A 20,513-nucleotide genomic window follows, 5' to 3' on the forward strand; every position below is an offset into this window, starting at 1 on the left:
ATTTTTGTCTCCTAATGGTTGGCTTTCTTCGACTCTATAGATGCTGACCCCGATTAACGGTGTTTAATAGCTGCGGAATTGCTCTACTTCTTCGGTGTAGCGAATGGGCAGCACGTATTCGAGGTTTTCGTGGGGACGGGCGATGATATGGGTAGATAGCACTTGTCCTCCGTTAACCCGGTTGGCGTTTTCCACTCCGGCAGCCACAGAAGCTTGCACTTCTGAAACGTCTCCCCGGACAATGACAGTGACGCGACCACTACCGATCTTTTCGTAACCCACTAGAGTCACCCTGGCGGCCTTGACCATGGCATCGGCCGCTTCCACAACGGCGGGAAATCCTAGGGTTTCAATCATTCCTACTGCAATTGGCATTTTTTTGTTCCTCGCTTGTCAAGCCAAACTAAACTATTAATCTCGTTAGCGTTATCAATTTTGTTTCAGTCAAATTCTTTCCTTGTTACTTTTCCTGCTCTAGCTTTGGTGGCAGTCGGGATCGTGGCAAGGTGGGGGTAAGACCATCCTAAATTTTATCTCGATCGTGACCGTTTTCATCCACTAATTTTATTTTCTAGGGCTGGTTGGTAAAAATTTGACGGGTCAGGCAAAATTATCAACCTAAAAAAAGCATAGGAAACTATGACACCTTTGACAATATAAAACATTATGATTATTTCTCATCTTCCGGTTAACGAAAGTTAATCATTCCTTTACTTCGATCATCAGCCTCAGCAATTCTCGGGGCATTTATAGCTAAAACCTTTGCTATGACTGTATTTCCGCTTTAACTTCTCTATTGGCAGCTTGACGCTATCTGCCGGATTTACTGGCAGATAAAAGCCTATTTTTCGCTTATTTTGGCTTTTTTATAATTTTTTTATACTATATACGGTTGAGGTTGGGGAGTGGGGGAGGGGAATGGGAATTATAAATTATGAATTATAAATTATGAATTGGGAGCGTCCCACTTTTGCCATAAGCAATTGTACTTAGATGCGAAATGCTTAGATGGTAAGCCTTTTCGGGAGTGGGAATTATAAATTATGAATTATGAATTATGAATTAAGTACCTAAGCAAAATTAATTACACATTTCGATAAAGCTTTTGCCTCTTGCCTATTGCCTCTTGCCTATCTTCACTAGGAAATTTATTTTGCACGACTACTTATGAATTGGGAGCATCCCACTTTTGCCATAAGCAATTGTACTTAGATGCGAAATGCTTAGTGGGATGCTCCCTTATCAATTGGGGAGTGAGGGAGCCTTTTTCAGTGATCAGTAAACAGTGAACTGAAAACTCACATCTGATCACTGAATCACTGATTCTAGCGATCAATCTCGCCTTCGTAGGGTTGGACTCCGATCGAGGGATAATTATCGTGGTTAGGGCTGAAAACTTCTAAGACTGCATGGGCTAACTTTTGGAAAAAGTCGGGACTCTCGTGCAGGGACTTGAGTGCTGCTTCTAATTCAGGACGAGAGAAATCGAAGCCTTGGGAGCGAGCTATCTCTAGTAATTGCTGAGGATCTTGGGTTGAGCGCATTTTTTGACCCAATTCTTCATTTTTGGCGGCTAAGGCGAAGAAATCGAACACTTGATTTTTAGACATACAAATACTTTTCCTTTGATAATTAAAGGTGTGGCCTCGGCGGTGTGGAGGTTAAACTGCCTAGTATGGTTCATTTTTATCCTACCAGTCAGGAGATATCCTCAAAGCAAAAGTTTCGTTTTTGTTTGCTTGTATGGCTGAGTATGCTTTAAGGCTAATTCCGAGGAAGTGGAAATTATCAATTATGAATTGGGAAGTGGGGAGTTTTCCCTGTGAACAGTAATTATGCTAAATCCAGTTATTAAAAACTGATTATGTATTTTCCCTTTTGTCTGTCCTGATATGTAGCCTATGCTCAACGGATTTGGTATCAGTAATCAGTGAACTGAAAACCCACATCTGGCTTTGTAAGCTGCTTTTTAGGTAGGATAATTGCCAGATTCTGTCTTTTGCCTCTTGTGTTCAGAAACTGATAGCTGATTCAAAGCTGAGAGCTAGTGGCCAAAATAACTAACTCGGTCTTCTCCCCGGTCAAGATTGAAAGGGATAAGCTAGAGTGTGAGAAGTGAAAACCTTTTAATCTCGTTTCGCCCCTAGAGGATAATAGCTCGATGTTGCGAATTATCACAGAGCCATGGTCAGCCAGAACGGAACTGAGAAGAATTCGGGAACGGTTCGACGATCCGGAAATTCGGGAAAAAGAATCGCTTGTCCGAGAGATTGTCGATCAGGTGCGACTTACTGGCGATCGCTCGTTGGTGGATTACACGGAAAAATTCTACCAACAGTCCCTTAATCTACAACAACTGAAGGTGAGTGGCTCGGAACTCGATGCTGCTTATCAACAGGTGTCGCAGGATTTATTAAATGCGATCGCTGTTGCCTGTGTAAAAATGGAAGCTTTTCATCGTCAGCGTCTTCCCAAAGCTTGGGTACAGTTTCCCGAGGATGGTACGGTTCGGGGGAAACGGTATCAACCGGTTAACAGTGTGGGAATAGTCGTTCCCGATGGTAAACGAGCCTATCTCAGTTTATTGCTCCAACAGGCAATTCCTGCCAAAATAGCGGGGGTTAAACGGATTGTCATGGTATCTTCTGCTGATGAGGATTTACGCATCCATCCGGCGATTTTAGTGGCAGCCCAATCGGTGGGTATTAGTGAGATTTATCGGGTGGCTGGACCACAGGCGATCGCTGCTTTAGCCTACGGGACAAAAACGATCGCTCCTGTGGAGATGATTGCTGGAATAGGTGATTTTTACACTAATTTGGCTAAAAAACTGGTTTCTGACCATGTAAAAATCGATTATCTCTCTATTACTTCTGATTTAGTTATTATTGCCGATAGTCAAGCTAATCCTAGACAGTTGGCCCTAGATCTATTAGCGCAAGCGGAACAGTATTCCCTAGCGGCTGCAATTTTATTGACGACGGATAAGGCTTTGGCTTTAATAGTACAGGAAGAAGTACAAAAACAGTTACAGGTACATCCCCAGAGATTGTTAACGGAAAAAGCGATCGCTAATTATGGTTTAATCGTGGTGGTGGAGTCATTGGAAAAAGCGATCAAATTATCGAATCTTTTTGCTCCTACCCATTTATCCTTAATGATCGATGAGCCTTGGGAAAAGCTATCTTCTGTGAGACAATCGGGAACTATTCTCCTCGGTTCTACTACTCCAAAAGCGGTGGCTGATTATTTGGGTTGTCCCGTGGGAGTGGAAACTTTTCTCGATTCCGCCACTTTGATCGAATATCCTGCCGATTCCCTCGCCTCCATAGCCCATAATTTGCAAATATTAGCGCAAGCGGAGGGCTTTACGGCAACGGATGCGAGTATAGAATACCGGGGTTAGGACAAGAACTAAGTAGTCGTGCAAAATAAATTTCCTAGTGAAGATAGGCAAGAGGCAAAAGCTTTATCGAAATGTGTAATTAATTTTGCTTAGGTACTTAGAAAAACTATAATCTTCTCAAAGCAACGATTGGATCTAATTTAGCGGCACGATGAGCGGGAACAACACCGAAAATCAGACCGATGGCGCTGGAAACTCCTAAAGCGAGAATTATGGCAGGGATTGAGACACTGGTGGTTAAAGCGGCAAAAATTCCCGCCAGATACATTCCTTGAATGCCGACAAAAATCCCGATAATTCCGCCAGTGGTGGCTAAAATCACCGATTCAATGAGAAATTGACCTTTTATATCCCCTTCTTTCGCTCCTAAAGCCTTTCTTAACCCGATTTCTTGGGTTCTTTCTGTGACTGACACGAGCATAATATTCATGACACCGATTCCCCCGACAAACAGGGAAATACTGGCGATCGAGGCTAACATTCTAGTTAAACTATCGTTAGTTTCTGTGGCCATTTCTAAGACTGCGGTTTGGGGGAAAATCTGCACATAATTCTCGTCGCTGACCTGATGACGCATTTGCAGCAGGTTGCTAATCTGAAACTGGGCGGCTTTAATTTGGCTGGAGTTTTTGGCCAAGACAGAAATATGAGTCAGGGGAATGCCATAGATAGAATTGCGCCCTAAAACCTGATTAGACATGGTAGTTAGGGGAATTAAAGCCCGATCGTCCTGATTAGTCTCAAATAAGGAGCCTTTCGCCTGTAAAATTCCAATCACTTGAAAACTAAGATTGCCGATGCGAAGATTTTCGCCGACGGGATTGCGATTACCAAAGAGATTTTTGGCTAATTCCGATCCCAAGACAATCACCCGATTATCCCGTTTCAGGTCAGATTCCATGATAAATCTACCTTTAGATAGTTGACGGTTACGCACATTTAGGTACTGGGAACCCACCCCAATCAGGGGGCTATTACTGGTTCTATTACCGAAGGATAGGATTCTTTTACCGCTTAATTCGGGGGAAATGGCGGCAATTGCGGGAACTTGAGATGCGATCGCTTGAGCGTCTTCGTAGGTGAGAGGCCGGGGATTAGGAATTGTCCGCCGGACATTGCGCGAGGAGGTGGAGACAAATAAAACATTCGGACCGAGGGCTTCAAACTGCTCTAGGGCGACTTTTTGCGCTCCTTCACCCACTCCCACTAGGGCAATCACGGAGGCGTTACCGATAGCAATTCCCAGCATGGTCAGACCACTACGCAGTTTATTGGCCATCAAAGCGGAAAAAGCCATTTTCAGGTTTTCGAGCATTTCCATGGTTAGTTATATTCAGTTATCAGTGATCAGTAAACAGTAATCAGTAAACAGGTATAAATATAAAGATAACTAATTAACTTAAAACTTACATCTGATAACTTACATCTGATAACTGATAACTGATAACTGATAACTGATAACTGATTAGCGTGCAGAGATTTGGATCGTTTCTGGTTTACTTAAATCGCCGGTAATAGTTAAACTGCGCCGATTAGCGTTGAGATGACGGACAATTTTATAGATAGCTTCAACTTGGTCACTAGCGCCGATTTTGGCCGCTAGAGTGGCTAAGTCGAGAGAAGTCCCCGTTTCCCGAACAACTTGCACGATTTTTCTTTGTAAATCCAGAATGGAAGCGGCGGCTTTTTTCCCTGCTTCTACCCCGGGTTGATGGTAGGCGTTAATGTTAACTAAACTAGCATAGAAACTAACGGCTCGTTCGTAGAGGGCGATTAGCGCCCCCACCTGACGGGGAGTAACCTCTGGGATAGTGATAGTGATAGAGTGACGACTATTTTCGTATAAAGCTTGTCGAGTACCTTGCAGTAATCCTGAGAGGAAATCGCCAGCAGTGGAGCCGGTTTCCACTTCCATGGAATCTCCTTGTCGGTCTTTTAACACTTCAATAAAAGTAGCGAAGAAATTGGGGATCCCTTCGCGTAATTGTTGAACGTAGGCGTGTTGGTCCGTGGAACCTTTGTTACCATAGACGGCAATCCCTTGGTAAACCGTCTTACCATCGAGGTCTTTTTCTTTACCGAGGGACTCCATGACCAATTGTTGCAGATAGCGGCTAAAGAGATAAAGACTGTCTTTGTAGGGCAGAATCACCATATCTTTCTCTCCCTTGCCCTTGCCCTCATGATACCAAGCTAGAGCCAGTAGGGCGCTGGGATTTTTTTTCAGGTTATGGACGCGGGTGGCGATGTCCATTTCTTTGGCCCCGGCTAACATTGCATCGATGTCGATACCCTGCAAAGCGGCCGGGAGAAGACCGACGGCAGATAGTTCTGATGTACGACCACCGACCCAATCCTGCATGGGGAAACGAGTTAGCCAATCTTGGGCGTATTTGTCCAGTTGGCTACCAGGCATGGTGACGGCGACCGCGTGTTGGGGAAAGTCTAAATCTAGTTTTTCGTAAGCGTTGCGGACTTCTAACATTCCGTTTCTCGCTTCGGGAGTGCCGCCGGACTTACTGGTGACGATAACGAGGGTGGTAGCTAGGGGTAAATGGGCTAAGGTGCGATCGATGCCTTTGGGGTCGGTATTATCAATAAAAGCAATCTCTAAAGCGGGAAAATCGGGTGCTAGAGCCTCGGCGACGAATTGGGGACCCAAAGCAGACCCCCCGATGCCTACACATAGAACATGGGTGAATTTTGCCCGATTGGGCGGCTTAATTGCTCCGGAGTGAATTTTCTTGACAAATTCTTTGATCTGTGCTAGGGGTTCAGTGATTTCGTCCCGCAATTCCTGGTTAGGAGCGAGTTCAGGAGCGCGCAGCCAGTAGTGGCCGACCATACGCTGTTCGTCGGGATTTGCGATCGCACCCTGTTCTAAGGCTGCCATATCTTGGAAAGCACGCTCGAATTTTGCTTCTAGACCTTTGAGAAAAGCCTCATCGAAGGGAATCCGACTGACATCGAGATAAAGTTCTAGGTTAGGGTGATAGTATAACCAATCTTGGTAACGTTGCCAGAGTTGTAGATTATCCATAAAAAAAAGCGAAATTTTTGTTTAATTACTCGTTTAGGAGAGATAGGATTCTATCCTCTCCAATCATCATACAGGTAGTTTTAGGCTAGAAGATGACGGTTAAGCATATATTATGGGGTTGGCAAAATGTTAACGGTGACGGAACTATCCCCTAATTGTTCGGTTTGCTGGTGTTGGCTGTTGATTTTTTAACCTGTCCTATGGCTATCTACTCATCCCCTCTCAAAATCGGTAACTTAGCAGTGCATAGCCGCGTCTTGCAATCACCTTCCCTTCGACTTGGCTCAGGGCAAGTATCCGGTGTCACCGATTTAGTTTTTCGGCGCTTGGTGAGACGCTTTGCTCCTGATTCCATGCTCTATAGGTCGATGGTGAATGCGACAGAAATCTCCCAGCTGCAAGAGTTACCGCAATTGATGGTTATCGGGGACAAAGAACAACCAATTAGTATGCAATTATTTGATTGCCGTCCCGATTTTATGGCTATGGCGGCGGAAAAAGCGGTTAAAGAAGGAGCGATGACCATTGATATTAATATGGGTTGTCCTGTTAATAAAATTACTAAAAAAGGCGGCGGTCCTTCCCTTTTACGACAGCCAGAAATTGCCGAGCAAATTGTTAGGGAAGTGGTGGGAGCGGTATCGGTGCCGGTAACGGTGAAAACTCGCTTGGGATGGAATGCCCAGGAGATTAATATTATCGATTTTGCCCGTCGTTTGGAAGATGCGGGAGCGCAAATGTTGACCCTGCCCCTTCGACTTGGCTCAGGGCAAGACGCACGCACTAGGGAACAGGGTTATCACGGGCCAGCCGATTGGCAATGGATTAAACGGGTGAAGGAGGTTTTATCGATTCCTGTCATTGCTAATGGTGATATTGTTTCCGGGTCAGCGGCGATTAATTGTTTGGAATTTACCCGGGCCGATGGGGTGATGTGTTCGCGGGGAACCCTCGGTTATCCCTATTTGGTGGGGGAAATCGATTATTACCTCAAAACAGGCAAAAAGTTGCCGAAACCCACCCCTTCGACTTGGCTCAGGGCAAGCTCTATTGACCTGTTAAGCCTAGCTAAAGAGCATTTACAGGGGCTATGGCTATACAAGGGACAACGCGGTATCTGGCAAGCGCGGAAACATTTGGCTTGGTATTGTCAGGATTTTACCGGTGCGGCGGTTTGGCGCGATCGGTTTTCGCGGATCGAATCCCTGGGAGAGGGCTGTGATTTGATTGATGGAGCTATTGCCCAATTAAACCTCGAAAACGAGAATATTTACAGATAACGGTGCTATAAGCTGTAGGTTCTTACGAACCTTTTGCTGGTTCCTCAGCATCATCGACAAGGTACATTTACTACCTAAACCTGCTCACGGGTTTCAGCATTATGGCGCAATTTGCTTGCCTGCTCCTGACTATCGATAATATCAGGTCGGGAGCCAATAACCCCAACGCTGAGAAGGTAAAATACCCCCATATTTGCTACATCAGATCGCACTCCCGTCCGTCGCTGTGCATAGACGTTTTTAGCTTATTATCATTTACTTGAATCAATGAGCATGGTGCGTTCCCCAAAATTGATCGGTGGAGCGGTAGGAGTTACATGAGGGAACGCACCCTACAGCTACAGCTACTACAGGTTAGTTAGAGGAGTAAGGAGGCATGGCTTTGGGCTGCGCAAGATATGGCGCAGGCAGCGGAGTACTTCCGTCAGAAAGTGTTAAGTTTCCACCCGCAGCATCGTACCAGCCTAACATCTTATTTGAAAGAATACTTTTTGCTAATATTTTTTTGTCAGTCGAAAAAGGATGGCCGGGGGTGTACAGGCTTTTCAAGCCGTCAAATAATATTCCAGGCAAGGGATGAATCGCTAGTGGAGAGAGATAGTATTGATATCTCTGGTTAAAGTATGAAAGGAGCTGCTCTTTCTCTTTATGATCGAGTATACAAGCATAGACAATAACCTCATACATTATTGAGCTTGCGGGTGTCTTCATCATCACGTCAGATCCGCATACGATATTGTGAATTGATTCGGTCTTTATGTGCATGGGATCAAATACTCTGTCAATGGATTAAGTGCCATTCATTGATAATGATATATGTGTACATGAATCAGATAGACCAACCCGAAAGTAAAGTAGATTTGGTTTATTCCCAAGTACGAATAAGAAAGGCCTTCTGGTTGATACGCATTTTCCTTTGATCGTAATATCTACAAAAACCGAATTTGCATTGAATCCTACCGAGACTTTGTTCATAGGATCACTGCCAAAATCAAGCAGGTATTGATCTTGAGGTGTAGTTATTGGATCAAAATGCGAAAAGAGTACAGCACCTGAAACTCCTTGTAGATGAAGCAGTGGAGACTCCTGAAGCCTGATTTGATTTTCGATAGATGAAAGAATATCATCAAACGTCAACAAGGTTATTCTTGAATTTCTATTCCTAACAATTTCGTCGTGAACCCAATGTTTATTAAGCGAATCATCTCTTGATGCCACAAGGATGCTATGTACTTGTCTCTGAACGGTGATCCCATACTTTGTCTTCATAAAGTTTCGATTATCCGTCTCCAATTTACAACTCGATCATAAGCGATCACACTCCCGTCCGTCGCTGTGCCTAGACGTTTTTAGCTTATTATCATTTGCTTGAATCAATGATCATGGTGCGTTCCCCAAAATCTATCGGTGGAGCAGTAGGAGTTACATTAGGGAACGCACCCTACAGCTACTAAGTTTCTGATTCGAGAGGATTTTTCACTGATTATTTTATCTAAACCTAATTTTTAATCGTCTCTAAAATAGTCATCACCTGACCATGAGGAAGACTTCTAATCACTTCAAAATGATTGGGAATGCCTTCATTCATGGACAGCGTTGCTCCTTTAAGAACCAGTTTTAGATTGTCGATAATATCATCGGGTAATTTTGAGAGATTGGCAAGGGTTCTTTTTTTGACTTGATCTCCTTCTCGATAGGACTCCCGAAGAAGAACAGCGGGGGGGGAATTACGGTTAAGAACTTTTTCTATATACATGGCTATCATTTTAGCAAATAGAGAGAACTCTTGTTCATTAAAAAATGTTAAAAATTACATGGGTAAATCAAGAAGAATTAACGGGTGCATCCATTGATGGATAAGGGTTTTCGGCTCTTGTAGTAGATATGTGCAGGGGAAGTTCAGGTATAAATCCAACCAATGCCTAAAATGTCGCTGTCTGGTTAATAGGTCCAATTTTGTTTCGTCTGTAGGGTGTAGGTTCCGTCGCGCACATTGACCCGATGGGGGATCAGCTTCAGATCTCGGAAGATATTAGCTTGGTGTTGTAAGGCCGTCAGAGAGCGATCATCGATCGGGATAATGGCACGTTCAGAGGCCCGTTGTTCAAGATTAGTGATGATCGCTGGATCGATCTCGTGGTGAGCTGCCAAGCGTCTCGTCGCCTCTAACTCCTGTTGTTTCGCCCAAGCACCCGCCTCGTTCACTTCTTCTAAAATCACCTTCAGTACATCGGGATAATCCCGCACCAATTCGGGAACTGCATAATAGTAGGTCGGCACTTCTAGAGAGGCGTTTTCCCCAAAGATACTCCCTAGATCGGCCACCGATCTTCCCGGATAGGTGCGCGTCTCGGTGGGGGAATAGGGGACCCACACCACCCAAGCGTCGATCTCACCGCGACGGAAAAGCACCAGCGCTTCCGGTTGGGTTGCATACACCGGTTCGATATCGCTTAATTCTAGATTCACTCTCATCAGGGCGCGGATGAGGACGTAATGGGCGCTCGAACCTCGATCGAAGGCGATTCTTTTGCCTTTTAAATCCGCCAAGGTCTGTATTGGCGAATCTTCAGGCACGAGGATCGCCTGACCTTTCGGAGCGGTATATTTTTCCTTGGCTACCCGGACAAAGACGTGCTCCGCCGCTTGGGAGAAAATACTCGCCGTACCGCCACCACCGCAGAAGTCGATCGTTCCGTTGCTCAAAGCCTCGATCAGAGAGGAAGCAGCCAGAAAACTCGTCCACGTTACCGTCACCCCAAAGGGTTTTAAGCGTCTTTCCAGAAAGGCCTGGGCGCGGAGAACTTCCAGATTGGTCATACCCTCGGGATAGCCGATCTTGAGGGTTCCTAACCGCCGCGCTTGTTTGGCCAGGGGAGTGATAGGGTCGGGGGTTGAGCGCTTGAACCAGCGATCGATCAGGATACAGAAGAGAATGCCAGCGATAAATAATCCCACGGTTTCCAATACCCGGGGGGTCGTATTCTGGGGGAATTTAAAGCTATCGACGAGGTTGAGAATCGGGTTATCCGATCGAGAATTTTGACCGACGGCGATCTCGCGTAGCGAGCGCTTTGCGTTCGTGTCGGAAAATCCAGCCAGGAGAAAGCTCCCCACCAGACTGGTCACAAAAAGCAGCGCAGGAAGAACTCCCCGGCAATTTCGCCAGGGTTTCCAGAGACACTTGATCGAACGGTGGAGCATGGGATTTCTCGCAGAAAACAAGATTTATTGTCGGGCAAGGAGACAAGAGAGAAGGGTTTCCCAACTCGATCCCTTCGACTTGGCTCAGGGCAAGCGGGAGAGGTTCCATTAGTTTTATCTACATACTATAGAAATCCACGACTCCTAGATTGTGTAACGAAGTACATTTATAAATGTATTGAAAATGATATAGTTTTAAAACAAAATTGCGCCCGCCTTTGAGAGATCGAGGTAATATGGATGGATTGGTTGATCGAAATCGTCAAAATCGCGGTGGCCACCGGCATAGCCACCACCTTCGACGACAATATTTATCTAACCGGCTTTTTTAGCGAGGTAAATCGTACCTTTCGCCCGGTTCACGTTGTCGTCGGCGAGCTAGTCGGGTTTACGGCCTTAGTATCGGTTAGCTTGCTGGGTTTTCTCCTCGGCCTAATCATCCCGCCGATTTATATCGGTCTTCTCGGAATCCTACCGATCCTCATCGGTGTGAGAAATTTAGTGACTTTAAATCGCGATAACGAGAGGGAAAGCGCAGATCGCAAGGTGAATTTGCGAAGAAATGCCCAATTTCATGGGTTCGCCTCCCGCAGACTACCCCTCGGTCGAGTCCTCAGAGATCGCCAAACCTATCAAGTTTCCGCGGTCACGATATCCAATGGCGGCAATAATCTCGGTATCTATATTCCCCTATTCGCCAATAGTACCGTGGCGCAGTTAGCCGTCATCATCCCGATCTGCTATCTAATCGTCTGTACTTGGTTATTTCTCTCCTATCATCTAACCCGCCAACCGGGGATCGCAGTTGTCCTCAGCCGTTACGCGAGTAAGCTTTTCCCTTTTGTGCTGATGTGGTTGGGCCTACGGATTATTCTCGATAACGGCTCCTATCGCCTGTTGATTCCCACCGGCTAAATTAGACCCCTGTAAAAATCGACAATCTCTGGCCTGCACGGGGGTCAGAATTGAGCAAGAGAGAATAGATCGCGATAATCGAGAACCCCTTTAGATCAACCTTATCGAGAAAATCCCGATGAATGTATCACTGTTGTCCATCCGATCGCTGTTTCGTCCCCTTCGACTTGGCTCAGGGCAAGCCTTCCATTCGCTATCGCGGCGGGGATTTGTATCCTTCTTGGTATTGGGATTGCTGAGTGCGATCGCGCTCGCTTCCTGTACGTCCGGGGGGATCGCCTCGAAACCAGAGGTGAAATTAAATCTCGTTTCCTTTTCGGTCACGAAAGCCGCTCACGACCAGATTATCCCGAAATTCGTCGAGAAATGGCAAAAAGAGCGGAACCAAAAAGTCATTTTCGAGCGCAGTTACGGCGGCTCCCTGGCCCAGGCCGATGACGTGATCGCCGGGAAACAAGAGGCGGACGTGGTACATCTAGCCCTACCTCTAGACGTGACGCGCATCGCCGACGCGGGGTTAATCCATAATGAGCTATGGATTGCGGGTAACGGGATTATTGGGAGTGCTTCTGCAAGCTAAGAGAAATCGCCTGATTCCAGCCGTTAAACCCCTGATGGAGCGACTAATTGAGCAAGCTGACTTTCGAGTGAGTAACCAGTTGTACGCAACCATCCTGGAATTTGCTGGAGAGTAGCCATGGCTCACAACCAGGAAGTTAAGACAGATTAGCCGCCGAAATCTCAGCGATCGCGGCAAATACGGCAGAGACGTTAAAATTTACTCTAGCCATCTCTTCAGAAAAAAGCCATAATCTAAGATAGCTCAATAAGATTAAAGGTTCACCTATGCCTTGCGCGGTTATCCTCACAGCTATCCCCATTGAATATATAGCAGTTCGCGCCCATCTGAGTGACCTGCGAGAAGAAATGCACCCGCAAGGGACGATTTATGAGCGGGGAAAATTTATTGACAGTGGGAAAGAGTGGAAAGTGGGAATTGTTGATGTGGGTGCGGGAAATGTCGGTGCAGCCTTAGAAGCGGAAAGGGCAATATCCTATTTCAATCCCAGTGTTATCTTGTTTGTGGGGGTAGCAGGTGGCATCAAGGATGTCCAGCTTGGGGATGTGGTAGCGGCTACAAAAGTCTATGGTTATGAGTCAGGTAAAGTTAAGAAAGTTTTTGAACCTAGACCTGATGTAGGACTCTCTACTTATAATCTCATTCAAAGAGCTAAAGCAGAAGCAAGAAAGGAGGATTGGTTAAATAGGCTCGGTTCTTCTCTTTCTGATGTAAAACCTACCGTATTTGTTGCGCCTATTGCTGCGGGAGAAAAGGTTGTCGCTTCTAAAGAGTCTGATGTGTTTCAATTTCTTCGCTCCAATTATGGGGATGCGTTAGCAGTGGAGATGGAAGGGCGAGGTTTACTGCAAGCGTCTCATGCGAATCAGCAGGTATCAGCATTAATTATTCGAGGAATTTCTGATTTAATTGAGAAGAAAAGTGAGGCGGATGCGTCTGGTTCTCAGGAAATAGCGGCGCGTCATGCGAGTGCTTTTGCTTTTGAAATATTGGCAAAGTTCGGGGGTGATGAAGCAAAACAACAAAAAAATCTGGAAAAACCCAACAGTTCAACTTCTAGTCAACCTCAAACCAAACTTCTATCAAAAGCAGAATCAATGTCAGACAACTCAAATTATCAATACGACATATTCATCTCCTACAGCTCGAAGGATCGTCCTTGGGTTAAGGAATTGCTCAGAAAATTGGAAGAGCAAAAGATTAAGGCTTGCATTGACTACCGAGATTTTATTATAGGAATGCCAAGCATCAAAAATATTGAACAGGCAGTGATAAACAGCCATAAGACTTTACTGATTTTGACACCTAATTATCTGGAGAGTGGATGGACTGAGTTTGAAAATATTCTGCTGCAAACACTCGATCCAGCGAATCAAAAATTGCGATTGCTTCCTCTTTTAAAGGAAAAATGTGAACTGCCGCTACGACTGAGGGCTTTAACCTATCTCAATTTTGTTAATCCCGAAGATGAAGCATTTGAATGGCAAAAGTTGGTGAATGCCTTGGGAAAGCAACAAATTCCCTCAATATCTCCTAACTTTTTCGCCTATGATGATACTTGGGTTGGTCGAGATCAATTAATCCAAGATTTAAAATCTCGCATTCGAGAATCTTGTCGCTTGCTGGTTTTAGTGGGAATGACAGGAATTGGAAAAACAGCTTTAGGGGAACGCTTGGCTGTTGAATTATCTGACTGGTTTGGAGGAGATTGGAGTCAATATTATCAGGAAAATTTTGATAATGAGGAACAGACTTCTGATTTTGCTAGTGTAGCGGCTCGATGGTTAGAAAAGTGGGGACAACTGATCACCCCAGATGATCGCAAAGATACCCAAAGATTACTTAATCGGTTGCTGAAACACCTGCAAGAAAATCGTTATTTAGTCCAAATTGATTCTTTAGAAAACATTTTGCAGGGAAATGAAGAGGAAGGTTGGAGTGATTTTAAAGATGATTGGTGGGTGAAATTTTTCAATGGTTTTCTGAAGTCGGATTCCTGTTTAAGTTCTATCATTCTTACTTCTCAGGATTCACCGAGACAAGTTGAAGAGATAGGAAGTCGCTCTCAAAATTTCTGGTATCGTCAAGAATTAAGCGGATTAGATGAGTCTGAAAGATTAGCTTTGTTTAAGAAAATTGGTTTAGAGATTGATGTTAATTCAGCAGGAAGAACTTATTTAGAGCGAATTGGTGGTGCTTATGAAGGTCATCCTTTGGCGTTGCGAGTGATTGCAGGAGAAATTAAAAATAAGCCTTTTAATGGCAACATTATCGCTTACTGGAATCAGTACGGGAGTGAGGTAGAGGAAGTAGAAAAAGCGATCGCAGAAGCACAAGTGGGTAAGACAACTGGCCAGGATTTGTTTAAATTAGATCGCTTTACAAAGACCCTAAGACGGAATGTGCGATCTCGTTTGAATAACACCTTTGCTCGACTTCAAAAAGATGTCAAGTATGCTTATATTTTACTCTGTGAAGCTTCAGTTTATCGCTGTCCTGTACCAGAGGATTTTTGGTTGAGTCATTTGGAGGAAGATTGGGATCGAGATGAGGGGGAACAGAAAGCAGCGTTGGATGCTTTAAGAGATCGGTATTTAGTGGAGGAATTAGTTCAAGAAAATCAATGTGTATTAAGACAGCACAATTTAATTAGAAGTGTATCGCTAGAACATTTAAAACAATTGGGTGAATAAGATGAGTAATCAAGCTGAATTAGAGGCCAAAACGCAACAAGTGTCAGACGAAGCGAGTCTTATCCCTTCTGGTGAGACAATTTTAGAACAGATTGGGATTAATTCAGCCACTGTTAAAGCTATGAAAGGAGGAACGAAACGTTCTTATTATCGAGCAGTGATTAATTGGCTAACAAAATATAAAGCTAATTCAGATGCCTCTAATTTGGAAAAGGTGAAAGGTTTATTAGAGGCGTTTTATCATTTATGTGAGGTTGAGGATTGGAAGAAAGCAAACGCTATTTTGACAACTTCATTAAATACACCTCTCAAGGAGAAAGTACACACACAATTAGGAATTTGGGGTTACTACAAAGAACAAATTCGCTTTTCAAATCTTATTTTAGGAAAAGTTGATATTAAGACAGATGCTATTTACTTAAGCTGTCTAGGGCATACCTATCGTAATCTTGGAGAATATCAATTAGCTATAGATTTTAATCAGCAAGCTTGGGCTATCGCTAAAAAAGTTGATGATCGACAAGGTGAAAGCAGAATATTATGTTCTCTAGGACTTGTTTATCAAAGAATAGCAGAATATCAGATAGCCATCAATCACTTTCAAGAAGCTTTTAGTATTGCCCAAAAAATACATGATTTAGAAGCCCAAGTTAGCATTTTGATAGGACTAGGAAACACGCATATAAACTTAGGACAATATCAACTCGCAATTGATTTTTATCAGCAGGCTTTAATCATTTCACGAGAGATTCATAATGTTTGGAGAGAAAGCCTTATTCTAGGAAATTTAGGGAGAGTGTACAATGAAATTGGCGAATTTAATCAAGCTATTAGTTTTTTGAAAGAATCCCTGACTATTGTTGAGAAAATTGGTGATCGTCGCAGTCAAGCTAATGCCTTGGGAAATTTAGGATATTCTTATACTAGACTAGGACAACTCGATCAAGCAATATACTATTTTCAACTAAACCTAGCTATCGCTCGTGAAATAGGTGATCTGCCGACTGAAAGCATTACGCTAGGAAATTTAGGAAATATTAGTTTCATTAAAAAAGATTATCAGTCAGCGATTGGTTTCCTTCAGCAACATCTAATGCTTGCACAGAAAATTGGGGATCGTTTTGGAGAAAGTGTAAGTTTGAATAATCTTGGAAAAACTTTCATTCACATTGATAAATATGAGGAAGCTTTAGTATCTTTAAAAGACTCTTTAAAAATTGCTTCTGAAATTGGTGATAGCACAGGAACAGTTTATAACTTTGTATATTTAGCCGAACTATACTACAAAACTAACCAATCTCAACTTGCACGAGAGCATTGCGAAAAAGCGTTACAGATAGCCACCGAATTAGGGATTCCCTTGGTTAAGGAGTGTCAAGAGTTGCTACAACAAATAGAAACTAATGATAGAAACTAAATTGAAGGTAAAAGGCAAATTAACATGAGTAAACTGATCTCTGGTGAGTCGATGTTAGCAGAACTTGGTATTAGTTCAGCTACCGTTAAAGCGATGAAACGAGGAAAAAAACGGTCTTCCTATCGTGCCATTATTAACTGGCTAACGAAATATGAGCCTAATCCGAATACGTCCAATTTAGAAAAAGTAAAAGGTTTATTAGAGGCATTTTATCATTTGTGTCAGGTGGAAGATTGGGAAAGGGTTAGTAAATTGTTCATGAAGCCATTAAAGTCATCTTTAGAATCACAATTACATTGGTTGTTATCTGGGTAATGATTCGATAGTAGTGCCGTGGCCCTCTTGCTTACATGGTATGAATTGTGTAAAATATTTATTAATAAAAATAATTGGCTAGAATCAGTCTTTAAACCTCTAGCTTGATCATGACTTTTCTGATAAATATCTTTTTCAGGCTCCTGTCTGGCTTACTCAAATATCAGTCTAGCACCGAACAAAATACCCCCCCTAGTTCACCTCTATTCCCCTGTCCTAATTGTGGTTCTCATTATATGATCAAGAATGGTTCTATTCATAATGGAAAACCCAAACGTCAAGGTAAAGAATGTGGTCACTGAGCCTGTCGAAGTGTGGTCAACCGTTTGTGATCAATCCCACTAATAAAACCGTCTCTGACGAAACCAAACAATTAATTGATCAACTCTTGCTCGAACGAATTTCCTGACGAGGAATTGCTAGAGTAACAGGGGTAAGTTGGTCATGGTTACAAAACTATGTCAACAATAAACTGGCGGCTGTCCCCCGTCAAATAAAGGTTTCGGACAAACCAAAAGGTAAATTGGTTATAGAATGTGATGAGATGTGGTCTTTTGTTTTTTCTAAGACGATAAAGGTCTATATTTGGCTTGCAATTGATAGAAATACAAGGGAAATTATTGGTTGCTATTTAGGGCTTGCTGAATAATGGTAAAACCCTTTTAAAATAAGGCTTTTGACCTGTTAAAGTCCGATGTTAGTGCAAGAAAATAGGATTGGGACTTTCAAAAACCTTGCATTATCCTTCTTGTAGTACATAAACTGGTACAAAAAATAAGGGCAACAAAGCCCGAAACTCCTGACTCCTGACTCCTGACTCCTACCCCCAGGAAAAACTTTTTCAGCAGACCCTATTTAGGAGATAGGAGTCGTCAATCAGCCAAAAAACTTTGGGGCAAGTTTACCAGGTGTTTACCGACAATCTGATCGCGACCGAACCACAATCGCCTACGGGTTGACCAGTGTGCCGACCATCGCCACTATTCTAACCAGTCAGGGAAGCACCTTCGTTCCCTGTGTGCTGATCGGTCTGGGTATTTTTATCGTCAAAGAAAGTATTCCCCTCGCGTTTTTGGCCTTAGGAATTAGCTATCTCTGGGCGATCATCGGTCGCAGTCAGGGACTGGCAAGAAAATAAAGTACCATTTATTTACTAGGCAGAATTATCACATTAAATCTGGTTATTAAAAACTGATTATTTATTTCTCCTTTTGCCTCTTGCCTGTCCTTATAAGTAGCCTATACTCAACGGATTTAGTATCACATCCCAAGGGGTGATTCTGAGTGGGGGGTAGGGTTAGGAGATTTTAACTCAGCGAGAACAACGATTTGATGAGTTGCATTCCAGACGTTTTTGACGCTCTGCTAAGATTGTAGTTAAATTCGGTCTTCCGGTTAAGGTTAATCGCCAAGAAGCCCAAATTTCATAGATAATATCCACTAGAAACCCGATAACCGGCCATTTAGTAGCGGCATAAATCCAACCAATGCCCAAAATATCATAGACTTGGCGAAACACTTCCACATTTTGGAGAATAGTACCATCGGCTAGTACTGCGTGGATTCGTCCCATGGCTGCCGCGAAGGAAATACCGCCATTTTCCTCCGGATTATAGTTTTCATCGGCAATATCGACAAAAGCAACTAATCCTCTCCCAGCATCCTGTTTTTGCAGAAAATTAACCTCCCGCAAGCAGAGGGGACATTCTCCATCGTAGAGGAGTTTAATTTTCCAAGAGGGCGATCGAGTAGAATTTTCTAAGGTATCAGCAGATGGAGTCGGTAAAGATGGCATAATCTTCTAGGGATTCTCTTTTCAGTGAACAGTGAACAGTAAACAGTAATCAGTGAACTGAAAACTCAAATCCGATCACTGATGACTGACTCCTGATGATTATTTTATGGCAATTCATCAGATTGGATGGTATCACTCTCTATTGGTTCTCGATCGTTGCGTTTTGAGAAACCCCAAGCAAAGAGGATAGCAATTAAACTAATCATAATCCATTCCGGCGGCACAAAATCGGGACTAATCACCCGCAACAACAATCTTAAACCCACCAAACCGACGGTGACAAAACCGGCATCTTCTAGGTGGGTGTATTCCTCTAACCAGCGAATAAATAAACCCGCCATAAAGCGCAGGGTAACTACTCCGATCGTACCACCAAGCAGGATCAACCAAGTATCATCGGCCACGGCGATGGAGGTGGTAACACTATCGAGGGAAAAAGCTAAATCAGTAACGGCAATTAGGGGGATAGCTTGCCAGAGAGATTGAAACTTGAGACTATGATGGGTGTGGTCCTTGTCTTCCGGGGAGGCAAAGTAATTAAAGACTAACCAGAGCAAATATACTGCTCCCAAAAGTTCAAACTGCCAGTATTTAACCACCCAGGTGGCGGTAAGAATCAAGACCATACGGAGAATATAGGCGAAAACTAAGCCAATATTCAAGGCCTGACGTTGACGCTGATGATCTCCTAATCCCTGTGCTATGGAAGCGAGAGCAATGGCGTTATCTGCTGATAATACCGCTTCTAGGGCAACGAGAACCAACAGAATTAACGGGGTTTTTAGACTAAGGGTTAGAGATGAATCAAGGAGCGAGTCTAACATTGAGGCCGCAGGTAAAAATAAATGTAATCATGGCAATACTTCAGCTTAACGCTTTTACAACTTTCTTTTCTAGGGGAGATAACCGTCATCGGGGTGGGGAGATATGAAGTCTTGTAACGAAATGATGCAGAGGACCCCGATGATGTCGGAAAGTATTGGATGAATATCTTTATGAGGAGATAATCAGCAATGCTTTCTGATACTCAAGTTCTAGTCGCTCTGGTAATTGCTTTAATCCCCGGGATTTTGGCTTTTCGTCTAGCGACGGAACTTTATAAGTAAAGTCGCTTTCAATAAACCCCAATCCCGTCTAACCTAGCTATAGGATAGACCGATTGGGGTTTTTTGTATCTTAAACTAGGGGATAGGGATTTAGGGTGATAGGGATTTAGGGTGATAGGGAAATTTCAGCTAAATTCCCCACTACCCCATCTCCCCACTACCCCATCTCCCCACTACCCCAATTCCCCATTACCCCCAATCTATGACCGCACGAACACGAAACCAAACCGACAAAAAAACACAAAAAAAGCCAAAAAGCGGCAATAAATCCCAAAACTGGCAAGTTATCGAGATTTGGATGCGAATTATTGCCTATAGCGCCATTTCCATCACGGCGGTTTTTGCGATCGCTCGTTTGCTCCCCTACCAACAGATGCAACAGGCAAAATTAGAAGAAGTGCGTTTGGCAGCCCAAGAAAAGGAGGAACGCGTCAATCAATTGCGCGGTCAATTTACTCGCAGCTTCGATCCTAGTCAAGCGCGGCAAGTCATGGGGGAACAAAGTCCCCGACGGGATCCCAATCAAAGACGCATTTTTTGGGTTTCCCAGTAGATTAGCTGCTTGTGCATCTCAATTACTTGTTAAGACTCTAGAGGAGAGGAGATATCCACAGAGTCTGGATAAAACTAATGACCACAGCGACACAATTCTTAAGCATTTCTGCATTGACAAAAGAGGATTATTATGCCTGTGATTGGGTAAAATTTCTATGCACTAAATCCAGCTCTCTTGGATTTGGTGGGTAAAATGTATTCTAAGAT

The 20,513-nt window shown here is 43.7% G+C and carries 18 protein-coding genes and 4 pseudogenes; 12 read left to right on the plus strand and 10 right to left on the minus strand.

The genetic code is table 11. The features are described from left to right. Positions 1-63: 63 nt before the first annotated feature. Together ACE3JL_RS02600 and ACE3JL_RS02605 are read right to left on the minus strand one after the other, a co-directional pair. Complete coding sequence (locus ACE3JL_RS02600; protein ID WP_002734613.1) at positions 64-375, minus strand: carbon dioxide-concentrating mechanism protein CcmK; 312 nt, start codon at positions 373-375, stop codon at positions 64-66. 950 nt (positions 376-1,325) lie between these two features. Further along, complete coding sequence (locus ACE3JL_RS02605; protein ID WP_002741693.1) at positions 1,326-1,610, minus strand: Nif11-like leader peptide family natural product precursor; 285 nt, start codon at positions 1,608-1,610, stop codon at positions 1,326-1,328. A 551-nt stretch (positions 1,611-2,161) separates the two neighbouring features. Between ACE3JL_RS02605 and hisD the strand changes: the two genes are divergently transcribed. Then, a complete protein-coding gene (gene hisD / locus ACE3JL_RS02610; protein ID WP_375328779.1) occupies positions 2,162-3,406 on the plus strand; it encodes a histidinol dehydrogenase in 1,245 nt (414 codons plus the stop codon). A 106-nt stretch (positions 3,407-3,512) separates the two neighbouring features. Here the strand turns inward: hisD and ACE3JL_RS02615 are convergent, their stop codons facing one another. Together ACE3JL_RS02615 and ACE3JL_RS02620 are read right to left on the minus strand one after the other, a co-directional pair. Further along, a complete protein-coding gene (locus tag ACE3JL_RS02615; protein WP_271989066.1) occupies positions 3,513-4,727 on the minus strand; it encodes an ABC transporter permease in 1,215 nt (404 codons plus the stop codon). Between the two features lie 144 nt (positions 4,728-4,871). Beyond that, positions 4,872-6,446: a glucose-6-phosphate isomerase gene (locus tag ACE3JL_RS02620; RefSeq protein WP_375328780.1), complete on the minus strand. Its 1,575-nt coding sequence runs from the start codon at positions 6,444-6,446 to the stop codon at positions 4,872-4,874. A gap of 200 nt (positions 6,447-6,646) precedes the next feature. On the opposite strand from ACE3JL_RS02620, the gene dusB reads away from it, so the two are divergent. After that, a complete protein-coding gene (gene dusB / locus ACE3JL_RS02625; protein ID WP_271989062.1) occupies positions 6,647-7,726 on the plus strand; it encodes a tRNA dihydrouridine synthase DusB in 1,080 nt (359 codons plus the stop codon). A gap of 354 nt (positions 7,727-8,080) precedes the next feature. Here the strand turns inward: dusB and ACE3JL_RS02630 are convergent, their stop codons facing one another. The 4 genes and pseudogenes from ACE3JL_RS02630 to ACE3JL_RS02645 form a co-directional block, all read right to left on the minus strand. Next, positions 8,081-8,413 carry a hypothetical protein gene (locus ACE3JL_RS02630; protein ID WP_375328781.1) on the minus strand — a complete coding sequence of 111 codons (333 nt, stop codon included), beginning with the start codon at positions 8,411-8,413 and terminating at the stop codon, positions 8,081-8,083. A 102-nt stretch (positions 8,414-8,515) separates the two neighbouring features. Further along, positions 8,516-8,995, minus strand: a complete 480-nt coding sequence (locus ACE3JL_RS02635; protein WP_375328782.1) for a hypothetical protein — start codon at positions 8,993-8,995, stop codon at positions 8,516-8,518. A gap of 179 nt (positions 8,996-9,174) precedes the next feature. After that, a pseudogene (locus tag ACE3JL_RS02640) lies at positions 9,175-9,482 on the minus strand (tail length tape measure protein); the annotation flags it as partial. A gap of 185 nt (positions 9,483-9,667) precedes the next feature. After that, the gene (locus ACE3JL_RS02645) at positions 9,668-10,930 is read right to left on the minus strand and encodes a sulfonate ABC transporter substrate-binding protein (RefSeq protein WP_375328783.1); all 1,263 of its coding nucleotides are present in this window, start codon (positions 10,928-10,930) and stop codon (positions 9,668-9,670) included. A gap of 240 nt (positions 10,931-11,170) precedes the next feature. Here ACE3JL_RS02645 and ACE3JL_RS02650 point away from each other — a divergent pair, with 240 nt between their 5' ends. From ACE3JL_RS02650 to ACE3JL_RS02685, 8 genes and pseudogenes are all read left to right on the plus strand, one after another. Next, positions 11,171-11,845, plus strand: a complete 675-nt coding sequence (locus ACE3JL_RS02650) for a cadmium resistance transporter (RefSeq protein ID WP_185238350.1) — start codon at positions 11,171-11,173, stop codon at positions 11,843-11,845. A 118-nt stretch (positions 11,846-11,963) separates the two neighbouring features. Then, positions 11,964-12,422, plus strand: a pseudogene (locus ACE3JL_RS02655) (sulfate ABC transporter substrate-binding protein); the annotation flags it as partial. Further along, positions 12,373-12,540 (plus strand): DUF3368 domain-containing protein, encoded by a 168-nt coding sequence (locus ACE3JL_RS02660; protein ID WP_149106694.1) that lies wholly within the window; start codon positions 12,373-12,375, stop codon positions 12,538-12,540. The pseudogene ACE3JL_RS02655 and the gene ACE3JL_RS02660, both read left to right, overlap by 50 nt. 151 nt (positions 12,541-12,691) lie before the next feature. Continuing rightward, a complete protein-coding gene (locus tag ACE3JL_RS02665) occupies positions 12,692-15,118 on the plus strand; it encodes a TIR domain-containing protein (protein WP_375328784.1) in 2,427 nt (808 codons plus the stop codon). 1 nt (position 15,119) lies between these two features. After that, entirely contained in the window at positions 15,120-16,535 is a 1,416-nt protein-coding gene (locus ACE3JL_RS02670) for a tetratricopeptide repeat protein (RefSeq protein ID WP_375328785.1), read from the plus strand. 24 nt (positions 16,536-16,559) lie between these two features. Continuing rightward, positions 16,560-16,850, plus strand: a complete 291-nt coding sequence (locus ACE3JL_RS02675) for a hypothetical protein (RefSeq protein WP_375328786.1) — start codon at positions 16,560-16,562, stop codon at positions 16,848-16,850. A 110-nt stretch (positions 16,851-16,960) separates the two neighbouring features. Then, positions 16,961-17,487: pseudogene (locus ACE3JL_RS02680) on the plus strand (ISNCY family transposase); the annotation flags it as partial. A gap of 309 nt (positions 17,488-17,796) precedes the next feature. Then, positions 17,797-17,988 (plus strand): annotated as a pseudogene (locus ACE3JL_RS02685) (transporter); the annotation flags it as partial. 174 nt (positions 17,989-18,162) lie between these two features. On the opposite strand, the gene ACE3JL_RS02690 reads toward ACE3JL_RS02685, so the two are convergent. Continuing rightward, positions 18,163-18,645, minus strand: a complete 483-nt coding sequence (locus ACE3JL_RS02690; RefSeq protein ID WP_375328787.1) for a thiol-disulfide oxidoreductase DCC family protein — start codon at positions 18,643-18,645, stop codon at positions 18,163-18,165. Positions 18,646-18,749: 104 nt separating this feature from the next. Beyond that, positions 18,750-19,469: a TerC family protein gene (locus tag ACE3JL_RS02695; protein WP_375328788.1), complete on the minus strand. Its 720-nt coding sequence runs from the start codon at positions 19,467-19,469 to the stop codon at positions 18,750-18,752. 189 nt (positions 19,470-19,658) lie between these two features. Here ACE3JL_RS02695 and psaM point away from each other — a divergent pair, with 189 nt between their 5' ends. Together psaM and ACE3JL_RS02705 are read left to right on the plus strand one after the other, a co-directional pair. Beyond that, positions 19,659-19,751 carry a photosystem I reaction center subunit XII gene (psaM, locus tag ACE3JL_RS02700; protein ID WP_012264462.1) on the plus strand — a complete coding sequence of 31 codons (93 nt, stop codon included), beginning with the start codon at positions 19,659-19,661 and terminating at the stop codon, positions 19,749-19,751. Positions 19,752-19,953: 202 nt separating this feature from the next. After that, positions 19,954-20,304 carry a hypothetical protein gene (locus tag ACE3JL_RS02705; protein ID WP_271992689.1) on the plus strand — a complete coding sequence of 117 codons (351 nt, stop codon included), beginning with the start codon at positions 19,954-19,956 and terminating at the stop codon, positions 20,302-20,304. Positions 20,305-20,513: the final 209 nt, after the last annotated feature.

The organism is Microcystis sp. BLCC-F210 (assembly GCF_042134685.1).
GTDB lineage: Bacteria > Cyanobacteriota > Cyanobacteriia > Cyanobacteriales > Microcystaceae > Microcystis > Microcystis aeruginosa_D.